This is a genomic window from Neobacillus vireti, from assembly GCF_001026695.1.
GTDB lineage: Bacteria > Bacillota > Bacilli > Bacillales > Cytobacillaceae > Neobacillus > Neobacillus vireti.
In genome coordinates this window covers 418,791-437,698 of sequence record NZ_LDNB01000002.1, presented here as the reverse complement: position 1 = coordinate 437,698, position 18,908 = coordinate 418,791, and the positions used below count along the sequence as shown (strand labels likewise).

General features: G+C 41.3%; 16 protein-coding genes. 1 reads left to right on the top strand and 15 read right to left on the bottom strand.

Annotated elements, in window-relative coordinates; translation table 11 throughout:
• Window positions 1-43: 43 nt before the first annotated feature.
• The 15 genes from rpe to AA980_RS02435 all read right to left on the bottom strand — a co-directional run bounded on the left by rpe (window position 44) and on the right by AA980_RS02435 (window position 16,961).
• Window positions 44-688 carry a ribulose-phosphate 3-epimerase gene (rpe, locus tag AA980_RS02505; RefSeq protein ID WP_024030198.1) on the bottom strand — a complete coding sequence of 215 codons (645 nt, stop codon included), beginning with the start codon at window positions 686-688 and terminating at the stop codon, window positions 44-46.
• A gap of 2 nt (window positions 689-690) precedes the next feature.
• Window positions 691-1,572: a ribosome small subunit-dependent GTPase A gene (gene rsgA / locus AA980_RS02500; protein WP_024030197.1), complete on the bottom strand. Its 882-nt coding sequence runs from the start codon at window positions 1,570-1,572 to the stop codon at window positions 691-693.
• An 83-nt stretch (window positions 1,573-1,655) separates the two neighbouring features.
• Complete coding sequence (pknB, locus tag AA980_RS02495; RefSeq protein ID WP_024030196.1) at window positions 1,656-3,629, bottom strand: Stk1 family PASTA domain-containing Ser/Thr kinase; 1,974 nt, start codon at window positions 3,627-3,629, stop codon at window positions 1,656-1,658.
• Window positions 3,630-3,635: 6 nt separating this feature from the next.
• Window positions 3,636-4,385 (bottom strand): Stp1/IreP family PP2C-type Ser/Thr phosphatase, encoded by a 750-nt coding sequence (locus AA980_RS02490; RefSeq protein ID WP_024030195.1) that lies wholly within the window; start codon window positions 4,383-4,385, stop codon window positions 3,636-3,638.
• 6 nt (window positions 4,386-4,391) lie between these two features.
• Complete coding sequence (gene rlmN, locus AA980_RS02485) at window positions 4,392-5,483, bottom strand: 23S rRNA (adenine(2503)-C(2))-methyltransferase RlmN (protein ID WP_024030194.1); 1,092 nt, start codon at window positions 5,481-5,483, stop codon at window positions 4,392-4,394.
• A gap of 3 nt (window positions 5,484-5,486) precedes the next feature.
• On the bottom strand, window positions 5,487-6,836 hold the full coding sequence (rsmB, locus tag AA980_RS02480; RefSeq protein ID WP_024030193.1) for a 16S rRNA (cytosine(967)-C(5))-methyltransferase RsmB: 1,350 nt from the start codon (window positions 6,834-6,836) through the stop codon (window positions 5,487-5,489).
• A gap of 1 nt (window position 6,837) precedes the next feature.
• Window positions 6,838-7,782, bottom strand: coding sequence for a methionyl-tRNA formyltransferase (gene fmt / locus AA980_RS02475; RefSeq protein ID WP_024030192.1), 945 nt, complete (start codon window positions 7,780-7,782; stop codon window positions 6,838-6,840).
• A complete protein-coding gene (def, locus tag AA980_RS02470) occupies window positions 7,779-8,264 on the bottom strand; it encodes a peptide deformylase (RefSeq protein ID WP_024030191.1) in 486 nt (161 codons plus the stop codon). The genes fmt and def overlap by 4 nt, the downstream gene beginning before the upstream one ends.
• A gap of 70 nt (window positions 8,265-8,334) precedes the next feature.
• Entirely contained in the window at window positions 8,335-10,746 is a 2,412-nt protein-coding gene (priA, locus tag AA980_RS02465; protein ID WP_024030190.1) for a primosomal protein N', read from the bottom strand.
• Window positions 10,733-11,956 carry a bifunctional phosphopantothenoylcysteine decarboxylase/phosphopantothenate--cysteine ligase CoaBC gene (gene coaBC, locus AA980_RS02460; RefSeq protein ID WP_024030189.1) on the bottom strand — a complete coding sequence of 408 codons (1,224 nt, stop codon included), beginning with the start codon at window positions 11,954-11,956 and terminating at the stop codon, window positions 10,733-10,735. Before coaBC ends, priA begins: the two co-directional genes overlap by 14 nt.
• A 177-nt stretch (window positions 11,957-12,133) precedes the next feature.
• Window positions 12,134-12,352: a DNA-directed RNA polymerase subunit omega gene (rpoZ, locus tag AA980_RS02455; protein WP_024030188.1), complete on the bottom strand. Its 219-nt coding sequence runs from the start codon at window positions 12,350-12,352 to the stop codon at window positions 12,134-12,136.
• A gap of 1 nt (window position 12,353) precedes the next feature.
• The gene (gmk, locus tag AA980_RS02450; protein WP_024030187.1) at window positions 12,354-12,968 is read right to left on the bottom strand and encodes a guanylate kinase; all 615 of its coding nucleotides are present in this window, start codon (window positions 12,966-12,968) and stop codon (window positions 12,354-12,356) included.
• A gap of 11 nt (window positions 12,969-12,979) precedes the next feature.
• Complete coding sequence (gene remA / locus AA980_RS02445) at window positions 12,980-13,243, bottom strand: extracellular matrix/biofilm regulator RemA (protein ID WP_024030186.1); 264 nt, start codon at window positions 13,241-13,243, stop codon at window positions 12,980-12,982.
• 60 nt (window positions 13,244-13,303) lie between these two features.
• Window positions 13,304-14,179 (bottom strand): YicC/YloC family endoribonuclease, encoded by an 876-nt coding sequence (locus AA980_RS02440; RefSeq protein WP_024030185.1) that lies wholly within the window; start codon window positions 14,177-14,179, stop codon window positions 13,304-13,306.
• Between the two features lie 103 nt (window positions 14,180-14,282).
• On the bottom strand, window positions 14,283-16,961 hold the full coding sequence (locus AA980_RS02435; RefSeq protein ID WP_024030184.1) for a calcium-translocating P-type ATPase, SERCA-type: 2,679 nt from the start codon (window positions 16,959-16,961) through the stop codon (window positions 14,283-14,285).
• Between the two features lie 171 nt (window positions 16,962-17,132).
• Between AA980_RS02435 and AA980_RS02430 the strand changes: the two genes are divergently transcribed.
• Window positions 17,133-18,842, top strand: a complete 1,710-nt coding sequence (locus AA980_RS02430) for an Rqc2 family fibronectin-binding protein (RefSeq protein ID WP_024030183.1) — start codon at window positions 17,133-17,135, stop codon at window positions 18,840-18,842.
• Window positions 18,843-18,908 lie beyond the last annotated feature (66 nt).

Genomic DNA, 18,908 nt, shown 5'->3' with positions numbered 1-18,908 from the left:
TACTCCTTTTCAATACAGAAAAAGCCAGCTTTGTCAGCCGGCTCTACCCTCTAATTAACGAAATTGCTTTCGCATAATCGGGTTGATTATAAATTGCCGAGCCTGCAACGAGTACATTTGCACCGGCCTCCATACATTGTTTAGCTGTTTCTGGGTTTACACCGCCATCAATTTCAATTTCAATCGACGCCCCTTTTTCAGCTGCCAGTTCTTTGACTTTCCTGATTTTCGGAAGGACCTCAGGAATGAATTTTTGACCGCCAAATCCTGGATTTACTGACATTAACAACACCATATCAATGTCACCAATGATATGTTGGATGGTTTCTACGGGAGTAGCCGGGTTAAGGACCACACCTGCTTTAATACCAAAAGCTCTAATAGTTTGGATTGTCCGGTGCAAATGACGGCATGCTTCCACATGTACTGTAATATAATCAGCACCTGCCTTGACAAACGCTTCGATATATTGATCAGGGTTCTCGATCATCAAGTGGACGTCTAGCGGCAGCTTTGTTAGCGGACGAATTGCCTCTACAATAAGCGGTCCAATTGTAATATTTGGTACAAAGTGACCATCCATAACATCGATATGGATATAGTCAGCTCCCCCTTTTTCAACAGCTACAATTTCTTCCCCCAATTTTGAAAAATCGGCTGAAAGAATCGAAGGTGCTATTTTCACCATGTTTAATACCTCGGCTTTCTATCTTTGATTTCCTGGAGGAAATCCAAATAATGTTTATAACGATAATCGGGAATTTCACCTGTCTCAACTGCTGACTTAACGGCACATTTTGGCTCAGTCACATGTAAACAGCCCCTAAATTTACAAGACTCACTCGCCTTTTGTAATTCAGGAAAGCAGGAGGTCAAATCTTCCGCTTCAATGTTAGTAAATTCTAACGAACTAAAGCCTGGTGTGTCTGCGATAAGTCCATTTCCAATTTTAATCAGCTCAACATGCCTGGTCGTGTGCTTTCCACGGCCAAGATGTGCGGATATATCATTGGTTTTTAATTCAAGTCCCGGCCTAAGGACATTCAGCAATGAGGACTTCCCCACACCCGACTGTCCAGCAAATACCGATATTTTATTTTCCACATGGGGATTTAATTGTTCTATCCCTGCTGCTGTTTCTGAAGATGTAAGGATTACTTCATAACCGGCTTTTTGATATTGATCAGCAAATTCGGCTATCTTTTGCTTTTGAGCTGTCGTTGCCAGGTCCATTTTCGTAATACAGATTAATGGTTCTATATGATTAAATTCAACCAATACAAGAAACCGATCCAATAAAACGGTGCTGAAATCTGGTTCTACAGCAGAAAAAACAAGAATTGCCTGATCCACATTTGCAATCGGCGGACGGACCAATTCATTCTTCCGCTCTTTCACTTCGAGAATGTAACCTTCAAGGTCATTTTCAGCTTGAAAAACCACTTCATCACCTACAAGCGGGGTAATTTTGTTCTTGCGAAACACACCTCTTCCGCGGCATTGGGTCAGTTCCTCGTTATGAAGCACATAATAAAAACCGCTTAATGCTTTGACAATTTTCCCTTCAGGCATAGCCACACTCCTTGCATTTTATCTTTCCAAATGTTTATTTCCCCTGTAATATTTCGTTCAATAATTTCCTTCAACAGTAAAAATTACTCCGTATCTGAATAGCTTTTATTTTCATCGAATAAAACCTTGTCATCACGAATGACCTGATATTTTGCTTTCCCGTTAAATGGAATATATAATTTTATTGGTTTCTTTATATCTTCGGTAATATAAAAGGACTCTGCCGTATCTGTTATACTGTGATACGCATCTTGAATGAAAATGGTAACTAATTGTTTCTGTCCTGGCTCCCCTGGCACAGCTGGTTCAAAAGGTATTGACAGTTCTATAATTAACTCTTTTGGCGGTTTTTCTTCTTTCCCTTTTGAAATGATTACGGTAACCTTGTCACCTTTTGTCATTGTTGTTCCCTTCTCGGGTGATTGCGAAATAACCATGCCTGCCGGGATATTGTCATCATATTTTTCTTGAGAGGCGTCTAATGTCAGCCCAACTAATAAGGCGTAATCCTGAGCACCATTTACATTGTATTGTGTTAAGTCCTTTAAGGTAATTTTTACTGGACCTTTACTAACCTCAAACTCTAAAATCGTCTCTTCAGGAACCACTTTTTTACCCTCAGGATAGTTTTGACTAATAATCGTTCCTGGATCACTTTCATCGTTTTTCTCAATTTTTTTAATATCTTTAAAGTTTTTAGTTTTTAATAAGCTGAAGACATCCTCATAGCTGCGCCCCAGATAATTTGACAGTTCATATTTTTCTTTTCCGGAACTTACGTAGAGGGTAATTTTCGAATTTTCCTTAACCGTCGACCCAATTTCAGGATTTGTCTTGATAACGTTCCCTTTTTTGACTACATTGTCAGTGATTTCAATCTTATCTCCAACCTCTAGTCCTTTAAGTTTAAGCTTGGAAATAGCATCATCTAAATTCATACCACTGACATCTGGAATTTTGATGTCCTTTGGAGACAACATTCCTGGTAAAATTGTAAAAGCTAATAATCCTAGAATGACAAGTGCCAGGAAGGTAGATATTAATATTAACGGCCATTTTTTTCGTTTCTTATCTTTTTTTTCATTTTTTTTTGATTCTTTGCTTGGTTTCACCGGTTTCCCGCTGCTGTGGACTAAAGTTTCATCAAGGTTTTTAAGCTGGTCATTAGTAATTACCGGGATGGCCTTTGTCGCCTCATTATCAATCGGAGTGACAAACTTTGATTCATTCATTCTTTCCGGATCGAGAGCTGTTCTTAAATCTTCCTCCATCTCATCAACACTGTTATAACGATGGAATGGATCTTTTGCAGTAGCCTTTAATACAATGTTTTCAACACTTTGCGGAATATTTGGATTCCATCTTCTAACAGAAGGTGTCTCTGATTGTAGATGCTTAAGTGCTATTGATACGGCTGATTCCCCGGAAAACGGAAGCCTGCCTGTTAATAACTCAAACATCACAATCCCCAGCGAATAAATATCAGACTTCCTGTTTGCCATACCGCCACGAGCTTGTTCCGGTGATAAATAATGAACAGAACCAAGTACAGAATTCGTTTGGGTTATGCTCGTTGCACTTAGCGCCATAGCAATTCCGAAATCGGTGACTTTTACGTTGCCATTATGATCTACCAAAATATTATGCGGCTTAATATCACGATGGATAATATGGTTTTGATGAGCATGAGTAATCGCTGAAGTAAGCTGACTCATAATCTCAATTGCATCTTCCATTTTTATAGGAGAATTTTGTTGTATGTATTGTTTTAGTGTTTTTCCATCGACAAATTCCATCACAATATAATAAAGATCATTTTCCTCACCAACATCAAAAATATTAACGATATTTGGATGGGCAAGGCTTGTCGCCGATTGTGCTTCTCTGTGAAACCTGCGGATAAATTCTTCATCATTAGCAAAATCGAGACGAAGCATCTTTACTGCAACATCGCGGTCAAGAATCATATCATGAGCCAAATATACATTGGCCATACCGCCTCCGCCAATCATTTCCAATATTTTATAGCGGCCGCTTATTCTTTTCCCAATTAGCATTTAGCTTCACCCTCTTTCAATTTCATCGTTAAACTCTAATATGATTAGGGTGATGTTATCTTCTCCACCATTTTCATTTGCCATGTCAATTAGTGTTGAAGCTTTTTGTTCAAGCGAATCTTCGTTTTGCAGGATTGCAGCCATGAACGATTCATTTACCTTATTCGATAATCCATCGGAACATAAAAGAAGAAAATCGCCTTCCTCAAACATAATCGTTTTAATATCGATTTTTACATCCGGTTCTGTCCCTAATGCGCGCAAAATAACATTTTTCCGAGGATGATGCTCTGCATCCTCTTTTGAAATTTGACCAGTACGAACTAATTCATTTACGAGAGTATGGTCTTCGGTTAATTGCTGAAATCCCGTATCATTTAAGATATAACAGCGGCTGTCGCCAATATGAGCAAGTGTTGAAAAGAGCTGGGTAGCAATCACCGCTTCAATAGTCGTACCCATCCCTTCACATTCCGGGTTATTATTAGCATGTTCAAATAATAATTTATTTACATGGAGAATATGCGTTTTCAGCCATGCTTCTGCCTGATCCGCTGTTTGTATACCTTCTGATTCCTCCCACATTTCCTGTAAATGTGTCAAAGTCATATTGCTTGCAACATCCCCGGCGCGGTGACCGCCCATACCATCAGCTACGATGGCTAGGCGATGTCCGTCCCGGTTAACAAAAGTTCCAACACTGTCCTCATTATTCTGTCGGATCCTGCCTCGATCCGTTCTATATACAGCCTTCACTTTTTGTCACCTCGTCTCCTCTTTTCGCTCCTTTGCACGAAGCTGACCACATGCTGCATCAATATCTGACCCCTGCTCCCGGCGAATGGTTACATTAATTCCTAGATTTTTCAATGTTTTTTCAAAGGCAAAAATCTTTTCTTTTGGGGTCCGGACATAATCTCTTTCAGGCACATAGTTTACGGGAATTAGATTCACATGGCACTTGAGTCCTTTTAATAGGCCAGCCAATTCTTCCGCATGCTCGACCGAGTCGTTCACACCGCCAAAAAGACCATATTCAAAGCTTATCCTGCGACCTGTCTTATCGATATAATACCGTACTGCTTTCATTAAGTCATCAAGTTTATATGCTTTGTTAATCGGCATTAATCTTGAACGTAATTCCGTATTCGGTGCATGCAGTGAAATTGCAAAATTTATTTGCGTTTTTTCATCGGCAAACTTATAAATTTTTGGAACGATTCCGCTTGTCGACACCGTAATATGGCGCGCCCCAATATTAAGCGCTTTTTCATGGTTAATGATTTTTAAAAATGAAAGCATATTATCGTAGTTATCGAAGGGCTCACCAATCCCCATGATAACAACCGAATCAACCCGTTCATTTGTTTCATCAAGTGTTTGTTGTACCTTGACTACTTGAGCGACAATTTCGCCTGCTTCCAAATGTCTTTTAAGACCGCCAAGCGTGGAGGCGCAAAAAGTACAGCCAATCCGGCAGCCAACCTGAGTCGTTACACAAACAGAGTTCCCGTAATCGTGGCGCATAAGCACAGTTTCGATTGAATACCCGTCATGCAGTTCAAAGAGAAACTTTATCGTTCCATCAGCAGATGTTTGCTGAATTGCAGTGTTAAGTGTTGTCAGCTGAAAATTTTCTGACAGTTTATCACGCAAGCCTTTTGCGACATTACTCATATCTTCAAAGGTGGTAATTCGCTTTTTATAGAGCCAATCAAAAATTTGCTCAGCCCGAAATGGTTTTTCACCGTTTTCTGACAGCCAGGCCTTTAATTCGTCAAGCTGTAAAGAGTAAATCGATTTCTTATTCATGTCCAATGTTGTCTTCGTCTCAGTTGTATTTAATTGTTCCAACTGTTACACCCTCTTTCTTAAAACTGCTATATAGAAGCCATCCGAGCCAAAATCCTGCGGGAATATTTGCAGGTCAAAGCCAGTAATAAATGGCTGAATCGCTTCTGGCATCCTATCTTTAAAGGATAGATCTGCTTCGAATTCCGGATTATTCTGCAAAAATGTTGCAACCGTATCTTGATTTTCTTGTTTATCTACTGTACATGTACTATAGACGAGAATGCCGCCTTTTTTCAATAATGGGGTAACTGATGCTATGAGATCTTGCTGAATAGTGCTTAAGCGCTCTAAATCCTTTTCTGTTTTCGTATATTTCATATCAGGCTTTCTCCTCATTACGCCAAGCCCCGAGCAAGGAGCATCGAGAAGAATGCGATCGAAGGATTCAAGCTTAAACTTTTCCTGTAAATGTCTAGAATCAGAGACACTTGTTTTTATGTTTCCTAATCCTAAACGTTTGGCATTGTCATTAATTAATCTTACCTTGTGCTGATGAAGATCAACCGATATCACTTCGCCGGTATTGTTCATTTTTTCAGCAATATGCGTGCTTTTACCGCCAGGGGCAGCACAGGCATCGAGGATAAATTCATCCTGCCTTGCACCCAATGCATAGGCAGCAAGCATTGAACTTTCATCTTGAATCGTGAACATCCCATAGTTAAAAGCAATGGTTGAAGCTAAATTTCCCTTTAACGACCTGATTGCCTCAGGAATGACCGGGCTCTTTTCAATTTGAAAACCGTCTTCTTCCAAAATGGCGATACATTCATCACGGGAAATCTTTGTGAGATTTACTCTTGCAGTTTGCATTGGCGCCGTTAAGTTTATCTCACACATTTCTTTCGTTTTATCATAGCCAAATTGGTTAACCCATCTAGTAACCAGCCATTCTGGATGACTGGTCTCAAGTGCAAGTCTTTCGTTCGGATCCGTTACCGCCTCCAAAGATGGAAGTCCTTCTCTTTGTATACTCCGGAGGACCCCATTTACCAGACTGGCAATCCCTTTATGCCCGCGTTCCTTTGCAATTTCAACCGCTTCATAGATAGCTGCTCTGTCGGGAATTCGGTCGAGATAAACCATTTGATAAAGCGTTAGTCTTAGTAAATGATGAATCCAATTTGCTAATTTCTTATTGTCTTTGACAAACGGCTTTAAAAAGAAGTCCAGCGCCATTCGTCTTTGCAATGTCCCATAAGTCAATTCTGTCAGTAATCCGATATCTACAGGCGATAATTCGTTTTTTTCAATTGTGCTGTTAAGAAGCAAATTACTGTAAGATTGGTTTTTCTCGATCGTCACTAACAGGTCCATGGCAATTGCCCGGACATTTTTTTTCGTTGAAGTCATGTTAATCTCCTAGCTTGCTGCCTATTAATATTTTTGAACCTGCACCGCGTAAAAATTGTTCACTCATCATTTTTGTTTTCCCTGATGGCTGAAGTTCAATAATTTTAATGGCGGTTTCATTTCCCGTACTAACCGTCAAGCCATCTGACTCAATTTTCAAGATCGTTCCAGGCTCTTGTTTCATTAAACCTGTTACCTTTTCAGCTCGCCATATTTTTAAGACTTGACCATCCATCAATGTAAAGGCAACCGGCCAAGGATTCATCCCGCGAATATGGTTATAGATTTCTTCACCCGTTTTTGTCCAGTCAATCTTTTCCTGTTCCCGCTTAATGTTGGCAGCAAATGTTGCTTCCGCATTGTTTTGCGGCTTTGGCGTGAGTTGCCCTTCAATTAGGGGCTTTAAAGTTTCAGATAGCAATTTTGCCCCTGCCGCACTTAACTTCTCATGAAGTGTACCAACATTGTCTTCTTCTGAAATTGGCACCTCAACACTTGTTATAATATCACCGGCATCTAATTTCTCAACCATGTACATGATGGTAACACCAGTTTTCTTTTTACCTTGAATAATCGCGTAATGGATCGGAGCTCCACCTCGAAGTTCCGGCAGCAGTGAGGCATGGACATTTATGCAGCCATGTTTAGGCGCCTCTAACAGCTTCTTCGGCAGAATTTGCCCAAAGGCTGCTGTAACAATTAAATCTGGGTTTAAGGACAGGATTTTCGCAAGTTCCTCTTCTTGACGGATTTTTTCTGGCTGGTAGACGGGGATCCCTTGTTTTAAGGCCTCTACCTTGACCGGTGGGGGTGTTAACAGCTTTTTTCTGCCTACTGGACGGTCTGGCTGAGTGACAACGCCAATGACCTCATATCCATCGTTAATGATTTGCTGCAAGACCGGCACAGAAAAATCGGGGGTCCCCATAAATACAATTTTCGTCATTCAGTCTCTACTCCTTTTAACTCATCTTCCTTGAGGTATCGAATTACCTTGGTCGTGAATAATATTCCGTCAAGATGATCAATTTCATGTTGAATCGCCCTAGCAAGGAAACCTTCTGCTTCAAGTGAGTAGCTCCTGCCTTTTCGATCAAAGGCTTCAATCTTTACAAAGTCAGGCCTTGTTACTTCGCCAAAAAGGTCAGGAAAGCTTAAGCAACCCTCTGGTCCTGTTTGTTCGCCAGCTGTTTTCACAATTCGCGGGTTAATCATTTCAATTGTTCCAAATTCATCATCGATATCAACAATTGCAGCACGCAAGTTTAGTCCGATTTGCGGTGCTGCAAGGCCGACCCCATCATTTTCTATCATTGTGTCATACATATCATCAAGTATTTTTGCAAGTTTTTTATCAAATTTTTCTACAGGTCTGCATATCTGCTCAAGAATCTCGGCAGGATGCATGACAATTTTTCGTATTGACAAAGCTGTTCCTCCATATTATCTGGTTTTTAAGATGTATTTTATTATTATGTTATCTTTATTTTCACCGATTTTACATTAAGATAAACGGGTTTACGTCGATTGAAACTTGCAGCCCGCTTTTAGTATCCTTTTGGTATTGATCGAGAATTGTTCTTAAAGTAGTTGTCAAGTTCGGTTCCCGTTTGTATTTTATCAGACATTGATAGCGATATCTATTATTAATCCTAGGTATAGGCGATGCTGCAGGTCCTAACACGACTGCTTCTGGTGATAACCGCGACTGGACATAGTTGACGATTTTCTCTGTTGCTGAAACAACAGCCAACAACTGTTCATGACTGATGGTAATAAGTGATAGAAAATAAAACGGTGGATAATGATGCATTTTTCGGTTCAACATTTCCTGCTGATAAAAGAGATCATAATCTTGTGTTCCAGCAAGCTCGACACTGTAGTGTTCAGGCGTATAGGTTTGAATAATGACCTCACCAGGCAATTGATGGCGTCCTGCCCGCCCGCTGACTTGCGTTAACAGTTGAAAGGTTTTTTCTGATGAACGGAAATCCGGTAAATGCAGCATCGTATCGGCAGAAAGCACCCCGACAAGAGTAATGTTGGGGAAGTCAAGCCCTTTGGCAATCATTTGCGTTCCTAGTAGAATATCTGCTTTTCCGTCCTGGAAATCCTTTAATAATCGTTCATGTGAACCTTTACGTCCCGTTGTATCAACATCCATCCGGATGACCCTTGCCTCAGGAAGGATTTTCCCCAGTTCATCCTCTACCTTTTGTGTACCCGTTCCAAAATAGCGGATATGTTCACTTGAACACTCTGGACATGCCTTAGGGACAAAACTTTCATAGCCGCAATAATGACATTTCATCTGCTCATTAACGCGGTGATAAGTAAGCGAGATGTCGCAATTCGGACAATTCATGACATAACCACAGTCGCGGCACATCACAAATGAGGAGTGGCCGCGCTTATTTAAAAACAAGACAGTTTGTTGCTTTTTCTCAATTCGATCCTTGAGCATGTCAAACAGCTTTCGAGAAAACATTGATCGGTTGCCTTCGCGAAGTTCCTCGCGCATGTCAATGATTTCGACTGGCGGAAGAGTCTGGTTATTCATCCGTGTTGGCAGTGTTAAAAGATGATATACCTTTTTTTGTGCTCTGGCAAAAGACTCAAGTGAAGGTGTTGCACTTCCAAGGACAACAGGGCAGCTATAGGTTTTCGCCCTTTCAATCGCCACATCCCGCGCATGGTACCGCGGCATTTCTTCCTGCTTATAACTCGTTTCGTGCTCTTCATCGATAATAATGATGCCAAGGTTTTCAAATGGAGCAAAAATAGCTGACCTGGCTCCAACGACGACCTTTACTTCCTTCCGTTGAATCTTGCGCCACTCATCATATTTCTCCCCGGCCGACAACCCGCTGTGTAATACAGCGACTAAGTCACCGAATCTGCCTTTAAAACGATTCACCATCTGAGGGGTGAGGGCAATTTCCGGTACAAGCACAATTGCTTCCTGTCCTTTTTCAATAACTTCTTGAATCGATTGCAGGTAGATTTCCGTCTTGCCGCTCCCAGTTACCCCATAGAGTAAAAATACCTCATGCAGATTTTGCTCCACTGCATTTAATATAGGTTCAATTGCAGTTTGCTGGTCCTTAGTTAAGGGCATTGGTTTCGTTCTTTCGAAACTTCGATGCTCATACGGGTCGCGATATACCTCTACTTCTTCCTCACCTAGAATCCTTTTACCAACTAAAGCTTTAACAGTCGAAGCTGTGATATTCAGCTCAGCTACTAGCAGTCTCATTTCAATTGGAGCAAAACGTTCGATAAAAAAGCTTATTACTTGTTTCTGCTTTTCTGCATTTACTGGTAATTTCCCCATTTCTTCTGTTAAGACTGCTTGGGAAACGAGTGGTCGGATATATTTCCGTTGTTTTTTCCTGACTTTTTCCTTCACGATATATTGGACTTCAAGATGACCTTTTGCAGTTTCCTTTTGTAATAAGGAAACAATTCCATTCTTCAAAGCATCCTGCCAATCCAGTTTTCCATTCTTTACGAAATATGAATGCAATGATAACGGGAGTGCACTTATTTCTACTCCCGGAGCCAGTTTAACCAATTTTTCATATTTCGCTTTTAAGGCTGCCGGCAGCATTACCTGATAGGCAAATATTTTAAAACAGAGTGTATTTTCCGTCAGCCAGTTTCCAAGCGCCAGTAATTCATGATTTAAAATCGGTTCAAGATCCATCGGCTCAATGATTTCTCTTAACTGCTTAACCTCAGATTCTTTTTTCAGCTCAATGACAAATCCTTGAATATTTCTTGGACCAAATGGAACAACTACCCTCATGCCAGGTTGAATGGTATCTCTCCATTTGTCAGGAATTAAATAATCGAAGGCCCTATCCGTTTGTTTTGCCGGTACATCCACAATCACACTAGCGATTTCCATCTTTATTCATTTCCTTCAGAAGAGCAGTAATTTCTTCAATTATTTTTTCTGCTACAGCTGTTTTAGACATTAGCGGTAATTCCGTCATCGTCCCATTCCGCTTAAACAGTGTCACAATGTTCGTATCCGTGCCAAACCCTGCCCCGGAAGCCTTCACATTGTTAGCGACAATCATATCGGCATTTTTCGCAAGTAACTTTTTCCTTGCATATTCTTCCACGTTATTTGTTTCTGCCGCAAAGCCAACAAGTATTTGTTTCGTCTTTCGCTGCCCAAGCTCAAACAAGATATCTTTCGTTCGTTCGAACTCTATCGTCGTGTCCCCTGCCTGTTTTTTCACCTTATAATCATGGGTGATTTTTGGGCGATAATCTGCGACAGCCGCTGTTTTTATCACGAAATCTGCACTATCAAATCGGGTTAATACGGCATTATACATTTCTTCTGCACTCTCGACCTTAACAATCTCAACACCGGATGGAGCCGGTATTTGAACGGGGCCGGAAACTAAGACCACATCGGCACCCTGCCTTTTCGCCTCTGCTGCTAAAGCATATCCCATTTTTCCGCTGGAATGGTTGGAAATGAAGCGGACCGGGTCAATTTTCTCCCGCGTCGGACCTGCGGTTATTAACACCTTTTTCCCGTTTAGTTGATTTGCTTGATTATTTCCGAAGTAATTTTGAATTAACGCTACTATTTTCTCCGGTTCCTCTAAGCGTCCTTTACCAACGTAACCGCAGGCAAGCCAGCCTTCACTTGGCTCGATGAATTGATAGCCATATTCAGCTAATAACGAGAGGTTCTTTTTTACCGCTGGATGGTCGTACATATGAACATTCATTGCAGGGGCAATCCAAACAGGTGCAACAGCCGCAAGCAGCGTAGTCGTAATCATATTATCAGCAATGCCACCCGCTAATTTAGCAATTGTATTGGCGGTTGCCGGTGCCACGAGAATTAAATCCGCCCAATCAGCAAGGTCAATATGGGCGATGACCTGAGGATTTTTCTCATCAAAGGTATCGGTATACACTTCATTGCGGGATAAGGCTTGAAAGGTTAACGGGGATACAAATTTCGCTGCAGATTCGCTCAATATAACTCTAACATGTGCCCCAGCTTGAGCAAGCTTACTTGTCAGGGCAGCTGCTTTATATACAGCTATTCCGCCTGTCACACATAATAATATGTTCTTATCCTTAATCATGATTAAATCCCCCCATAGTTTTACCATTCACGACGTCTATCTTTTTATTATCGTTTAAATCAGGCAATATTTCATCTTTTACCTGCTCTAATTCGACAAAAATTTTAAAAGAAATAAAAAAGGCTGACACTCTACGTCAGGCCTTCTTCCATCCATTATAAGAACACGCTGTTTCGCTTACTCAGCAGTTGTTTCTGCTTTTTTGGAAATCCGGTATGTCAGTTCACCGCTGTATATTTCCTCTAATGCTTTCCCTACATACTTATAGGAAACATATTTTGGCAGTCTTTCATCTCTAATTTGCGACATCACACGGGCACGCTTCGCCGCAACAGAGACAAGTGAATATTTAGAATCAATTTTTTCAAGCAAGGAATCAATAGAAGGATACAACATTTTATTCAACCTCCAACAATTTTTTATAACGATGTTCTACTCGCACCCTGCGGCAATGTTCAGCCGTTACGATGGCTTTTACACGTTCACAGGCGAGATCAACTTGATCATTTTCAACAACATAATCATATAATTCCATCATTTCAATTTCTTCACGGGCAGATAGCATCCGATTGTGAATAATATCATCTGTTTCCGTTCCTCTTGTTACAATCCGATTTTTCAATTCGGAAAGACTTGGCGGCATCAGAAAGATAAATAACCCTTCAGGAAACTTTTCCCGAACTTGGCGGGCACCCTTTACTTCGATTTCTAAAAAAACATCTCTTCCGGAATCCAAGGTTTCGCGCACATAATCAACTGGGGTTCCATAATAGTTTCCGACAAACTCGGCGTATTCTAACAGCTTGCCTTGTTCGATTAATTCTTCAAACTCTGCTCTTGACTTAAAAAAATAATCAACACCATCGATTTCCCCTTCGCGCGGCGAGCGGGTTGTCATCGAAATGGAGTATTCAAACGCTGTATCTGGATGGGAAAAAATCTCTTTTCGAACCGTTCCTTTCCCAACACCGGATGGCCCAGAAAGTACAATCAGCAATCCTTTTTCCTGCATGTTAAAAAATCCTACCCTTCATCAATAGTATCATCACGGTCTGTTAAACGATGGGCAACCGTTTCAGGCTGGACAGCGGAGAGGATAACATGGTCGCTATCCATGACAATCACTGCCCGTGTCCGTCTTCCGTATGTAGCGTCAATCAGTGATCCCCGGTCACGGGCATCTTGAATAATTCTTTTTATTGGGGCAGATTCAGGGCTGACAATGGAAATAATTCGATTGGCAGAAACGATATTTCCAAATCCAATATTAATCAATTTAATCGACATGGTCTCAATCCAATCATCAATAATATATTTTGACCGTCTAAATCAGTTTCTAAACAAGGCCTATTCGATATTCTGTACTTGTTCCTTCAACTTCTCTAGTAAGCTTTTTATTTCGACTACCCTTTTCGCAATGTTGGAATCATTTGCTTTTGAACCAATAGTGTTTGCTTCTCGATTCATTTCCTGGACAAGAAAATCCAGCTTCCTGCCAATGGGTTCCGGTTCATTTATTGTTTGCATAAATTGTTGAATGTGGCTTTTTAACCTTGTAATTTCTTCATTTATATCAGCCTTGTCTGCAAAAACTGCCACTTCCGTTAAAATCCGCGTTTCATCAATTTGCCCATTGGTAAATTCCTGCATTCTTTTTGTAAGACGGTCTTTGAATGATTGCACAACGAACGGCGCAAACTTTTGAAGTTCAAATACATTTCCTTCTAATTGCGAAAGCATTGCCAGCAAATCCTTCTTCAATTCTTCCCCTTCGGCCCTGCGCATTTCCTTTAATAAGGTAACCGCTTCTTCTGTTGCGGTTAATACTAAATTCTCAAGTTCTTCATTGCCAGCTTCACTTTCTTCTATATGTAAAAGATCTGTTCGATTAAGTAAATCCTGGAGTGTGATTGTTCCTTCAATGCCGAATTTTTCATGCGCCTGCTTGATGAATTGGTAGTACTCTTCAACCAACTTCCAATCTACATGGACTGTTCGGGTAACGACGCCTTCCCCTTCAACACTAACATAGACCTCAACCCTGCCGCGCCGAATATGCTGGTTTAATCTCTTTTTTATTTTATCTTCTATTTTTAATAGCTGTCTTGGCAAGCGGATATTCATCTCACAAAATCGGTGGTTGACTGTTTTAACTTCCACATTCACTGAGAAGGAATCCGATTCTGCCTTTCCTCTGCCAAAGCCTGTCATACTAAAAACCATCACGGGCACATCCAATCTGTGAAAAATTGATCGGGATTATTTTTTTTAAAATCACAAAAGGCAATAGAGCTCATCTCTATTACCTTTTGGATTATAACATACTTTATTTTGTTTTTCTTAACAAAAATGATCCTGCTAGTAAAAAAGTTGGAATAGAGGAGAGCCCAACGATTAACAACCAGTCTTTTGCAGCGATAGGCAAGGTATGGAAAACCGGCTGCAGCGGTGAATAATAAATCACGACAAACATCAATGCAAGGGAAGACAGGACTGCCCAAACAAGATATTGATTACCGAAAGGGTTTCTTGACAACACCGACTTTTCACTGCGGCAATCAAACACATGAATAAGCTGGGCCATAACAAGGGTGGCAAAGGCAACGGTTTGTGCATAAGCCAGCTGGCTCGGATCGTTATGATAAACAATCATAAATGCTAATAAAGTCACGATACCAATTAGGAATCCTCTGGAGACAACCTTCCATCCCAGTCCACGAGAAAATACACCTTCATTCGGGCTTCTTGGCCTCCGTTTCATCACGTCTTCTTCTGGGCGATCAAGCCCGAGGGCCATGGCCGGCAGTCCGTCTGTTACCAGGTTTACCCAAAGGATTTGAATGGGGACAAGGGGCAGCGGAAGTGCTAATAACATCGCAAACAACATCACCAATATTTCACCAACATTTGATGCTAGTAAGTAGCGGACAAATTTTCGTATATTTTCATAGATATTTCTGCCTTCTGTTATTGCCGCCTTAATCGTTGCAAAATTATCATCCAACAAGATGAGCGACGATGCTTCTTTGGCAACATCTGTTCCGGTAATTCCCATCGCCACCCCGATATCTGCCGCCTTAATCGCTGGAGCATCATTGACACCATCACCCGTCATCGCAACAATATGTCCGCGATTTTGTAATGCTTTAACAATTTTTAGCTTATGCTCCGGTGAAACCCTTGCAAACACAGCCACATCTTCAACTACATCTTCAAGCTCTTCAACCTGCATATTAGTCAAAGCCTTCCCATCAAGCACCTTGCTTTTGCTAGTTAAAATCCCGAGCTGGGCGGCAATCGCCTTGGCAGTGATGACATGGTCACCGGTAATCATCACGGTTTTAATTCCTGCATCCTTACATTCTTTGACAGCATCTTTTACTTCAGGTCGCGGCGGATCAATCATTCCCTGGACACCAATTAGGGTTAATTTTTTCTCTGCTTCATGTTCACTTAAGATGATCGTATTAGCAGGGATTGGCTTAAAGGCAACCGCAATCGTTCGCAGTGCCCTTGCTGCAAGACCATCAATTGCATCCTGAACCTTTATTTTTGTTTGCTTATTTAAAAAATGCGTGCGTTCATCCCATAGAATCGATTCACTAATCCCTAAAATGACATCTGGTGCTCCCTTTGTAACAATGAAATGCCGGCCCTGTTTGTCTTTCACGTGAATACTCATCATTTTTCTGGCAGAGTCAAATGGGAATTCATTAATGATTGTAAACTCATTCAATAATGTTTTTCGATCAAAACCAGCTTTCATCGCACTTACAAGCAGTGCACCCTCCGTTGGGTCCCCGTCAAGAATGAAATCCTCATCCTTCATGATCAAATCCGAATGATTGCAAAGCATCCCGAATAACAGCATTTGCTGCAAGGTTTTTTCGTCTTTTGGGTTTACCTTTTCTTTATTTCGATAAAAATTACCTTGCGGTTGGTAGCCGACTCCGTCGACTGTCCATGTTTGTCCTCCGCTCCATAGGTGGGTAACAGTCATTTTATTTTGCGTCATCGTCCCAGTTTTGTCAGAACAAATCACTGATGCACAGCCAAGTGTTTCGACGGCCGGAAGTTTCCTGACGATGGCATTTTTCTTAATCATCTTTTGAACACCGAGAGATAATGCCACGGTCACAATCGCCGGCAGCCCTTCAGGTATCGCTGCAACTGCAAGCGAAACACCTGCTAAAAACATCTCATATATTTCGTGTCCACGTAAAACACCGACCACTACAACAAGTACGGTTAAAAGCAAGGCGACTGTGATTAATATTTTCCCCAGCTGTTCTAAGCGCCGCTGCAATGGTGTATCCTGTGACTCTGCATTTTGCAGTAAATCAGCAATTTGTCCCATTGCGGTTTTCATTCCTGTTGCGATGACAACCCCGACACCGCTTCCTCTTGTAATCATCGTTCCCATAAAGGCGATATTCTCCATATCGCCAATTCCCGGGTTAGGATTTGTTAAGCAATCGATATGTTTTGAAACGGGAACAGACTCGCCTGTAAGCGCCGATTCTTCAATTTCTAAGCTTTTAGATTCAACGACACGGACATCAGCGCCAATCCTGTCGCCGCTGGTAAACTTCAAAATATCCCCGATGACGATTTCCTTTGATGGAATCTTCAGCCATTTCCCATCCCGCAATACAGATACATGCGGTGCGGATAATTCCTTCAATGCCTGGAGTGATTTCTCTGCTCTCCGTTCTTGATAAAAACCAAGGCACCCATTAATAATGACGATGGCAATAATGGCGATGGCATCAATATATTCGCCGAGCAAGCCGGAAATCAAGGTTGCTGCTAGGAGGACTAACACCATAAAATCCTTAAATTGACTAAAAAATAAGAGTAAAGCCGATTGCTTTTCTCCTTCGTCCAATTCATTTAGTCCGTGCTCATTTATCCGCTTCTTCACTTCTTCCTGTGATAATCCAGAAGAAAAGTCGGTTTCTAAGGCCTTTTCTACTTGTTCTATCTTCATTTCATGGAATTTCATCCGACCATCTCACTTCCCCCTTTAAATACCTATAAGTACTAGCTCTAAAGAAAGCTTATTCAGGGTCGTCCCAAAAAATGCTATATTAAGTTGCCATTGCTGGGTAAATTAAGACAGATTTAAGTTAAGTAGGTTATAATGTAATCATATGTTTAGAAAAGGATGTTTTCGATGTCATTTGATGGTTTATTTACAAAAGCAATGGTCGATGAACTTGTTCGTTCCCTAAAGGGCGGGCGGATTAACAAGGTTCAACAGCCATATAAAAATGAAGTGATTCTTACCATTCGGGCAAACGGTGTGAATCAAAAGCTGCTTTTATCTGCACACCCAAGCTATGCACGGGTTCAGTTCACTAACGAACCGTATGATAATCCGAGTGAACCGCCAATGTTCTGTATGCTGCTTAGAAAGCATATTGAGGGATATATATTAGAGGATTTATATCAAGTTAATAATGACCGGATGATTATTTTTGAAATTAAGGGCCGAAATGAAATCGGTGATATTAGCTATAAACAATTAATTGTCGAAATTATGGGACGGCACAGCAATATTGTTTTGGTCGATAAAACGCGGAATGTTATTCTTGACAGCATTAAGCATGTCTCTTTTGCCGTGAACAGCCACCGGGCGATATTGCCAGGACAGCCTTACAAATACCCTCCTGAACAAAACAAATTAAATCCGTTTGAGGCGGGTGTTGAGGATGTATTGAAGTCAGTGGATTTCCTAGGCGGCAAACTTGACCGCCAGCTGGTTGAGCATTTTGCAGGTACGTCCCCGTTATTTGCTAAGGAAGTGATTTTTCAAAGTGGTCTGGCTAATCGAACGACCGTGCCTGAGACGTTTGTCCGCTTAATTGGAAAAATTGCTGCAGGTGAGCTTTCTCCATCGATTATATCGGCAAATGGAAAGGAATCGTTCTATCTTTTTCCACTTGAGCATTTAAAGGGAGAGTCGAAAAGTTTTCCAACCTTAAGTGAAATGCTTGACCGCTATTATTTTGGCAAAGCAGAACGCGACCGCGTAAAGCAGCAAGGGAATGATGTAGAGCGCTTTATTAGTAATGAAAAAGAAAAAAATGAAAAGAAGATCTCTAAGCTTGAGAACACGTTAAAAGAAGCAGAACGGGCTGAGCAATATCAGCGCTTTGGCGAACTGTTAACCGCCAATCTTTACGCGGCCAAAAAAGGTATGAAGGAAATCGAAGTTCTCGATTATTATGATGAATTGGGTGGCACCATTGTGATCCCGCTCGACCCGAGGAAGACGCCATCTGAAAATGCGCAAAAGTATTTCTCCAAATACCAAAAAGCAAAAAATGCCGTTTCTGTTGTCGAGGAGCAAATCGAACTCGCGCTTGCTGAAGTAGCTTACTTTGATAATTTACAGCAACAGGTTCAGGCTGCTTCACCGAAGGATATTCAGGAAATACGTGAAGAGCTTGTTGAAGGCGGCTATATCCGCGAACGACGGAAACGAAACGGGAAGAAAGTGCAGAACGTTAAGCCTGTCTTGGATCTTTTTATATCCTCTGATGGCACGGATATCATCGTCGGGAAAAATAATAAGCAAAATGATTATTTGACCAATAAATTGGCGGCACGGGATGAAATTTGGCTGCATACGAAGGACATACCGGGATCGCATGTTGTGATTCGCAGCAAAGAACCCTCCGATGAAACCATTCGGGAGGCAGCCATTTTGGCCGCTTATTACAGCAAAGCACGGAATTCAAGCTCCGTGCCTGTTGATTTCACAAAAGTCCGCCATGTCAAAAAGCCAAGCGGTGCTAAGCCGGGTTTTGTGATTTACGACAACCAGCAGACGGTCTATGTGACTCCGGATGAAGAATTAGTGTTGAAATTGAAGAAATGAATAATATTAGAGGATGTCCCGAGGTTCCAGGGCATCCTCTATCTTACCAATCAATTTCGCCGCTTT

Excerpts from the sequence above, each read along its gene's own strand:
- rpe (WP_024030198.1), bottom strand. The coding sequence starts at position 688 with ATGGTGAAAATAGCACCTTCGATTCTTTCAGCCGATTTTTCAAAATTG.
- rsgA (WP_024030197.1), bottom strand. The coding sequence starts at position 1,572 with ATGCCTGAAGGGAAAATTGTCAAAGCATTAAGCGGTTTTTATTATGTG.
- pknB (WP_024030196.1), bottom strand. The coding sequence starts at position 3,629 with ATGCTAATTGGGAAAAGAATAAGCGGCCGCTATAAAATATTGGAAATG.
- rsmB (WP_024030193.1), bottom strand. The coding sequence starts at position 6,836 with ATGACTTCAACGAAAAAAAATGTCCGGGCAATTGCCATGGACCTGTTA.
- fmt (WP_024030192.1), bottom strand. The coding sequence starts at position 7,782 with ATGACGAAAATTGTATTTATGGGGACCCCCGATTTTTCTGTGCCGGTC.
- priA (WP_024030190.1), bottom strand. The coding sequence starts at position 10,746 with ATGGAAATCGCTAGTGTGATTGTGGATGTACCGGCAAAACAAACGGAT.
- coaBC (WP_024030189.1), bottom strand. The coding sequence starts at position 11,956 with ATGATTAAGGATAAGAACATATTATTATGTGTGACAGGCGGAATAGCT.
- rpoZ (WP_024030188.1), bottom strand. The coding sequence starts at position 12,352 with ATGTTGTATCCTTCTATTGATTCCTTGCTTGAAAAAATTGATTCTAAA.
- gmk (WP_024030187.1), bottom strand. The coding sequence starts at position 12,968 with ATGCAGGAAAAAGGATTGCTGATTGTACTTTCTGGGCCATCCGGTGTT.
- remA (WP_024030186.1), bottom strand. The coding sequence starts at position 13,243 with ATGTCGATTAAATTGATTAATATTGGATTTGGAAATATCGTTTCTGCC.
- AA980_RS02440 (WP_024030185.1), bottom strand. The coding sequence starts at position 14,179 with ATGGTTTTTAGTATGACAGGCTTTGGCAGAGGAAAGGCAGAATCGGAT.
- AA980_RS02435 (WP_024030184.1), bottom strand. The coding sequence starts at position 16,961 with ATGAAATTCCATGAAATGAAGATAGAACAAGTAGAAAAGGCCTTAGAA.
- AA980_RS02430 (WP_024030183.1), top strand. The coding sequence starts at position 17,133 with ATGTCATTTGATGGTTTATTTACAAAAGCAATGGTCGATGAACTTGTT.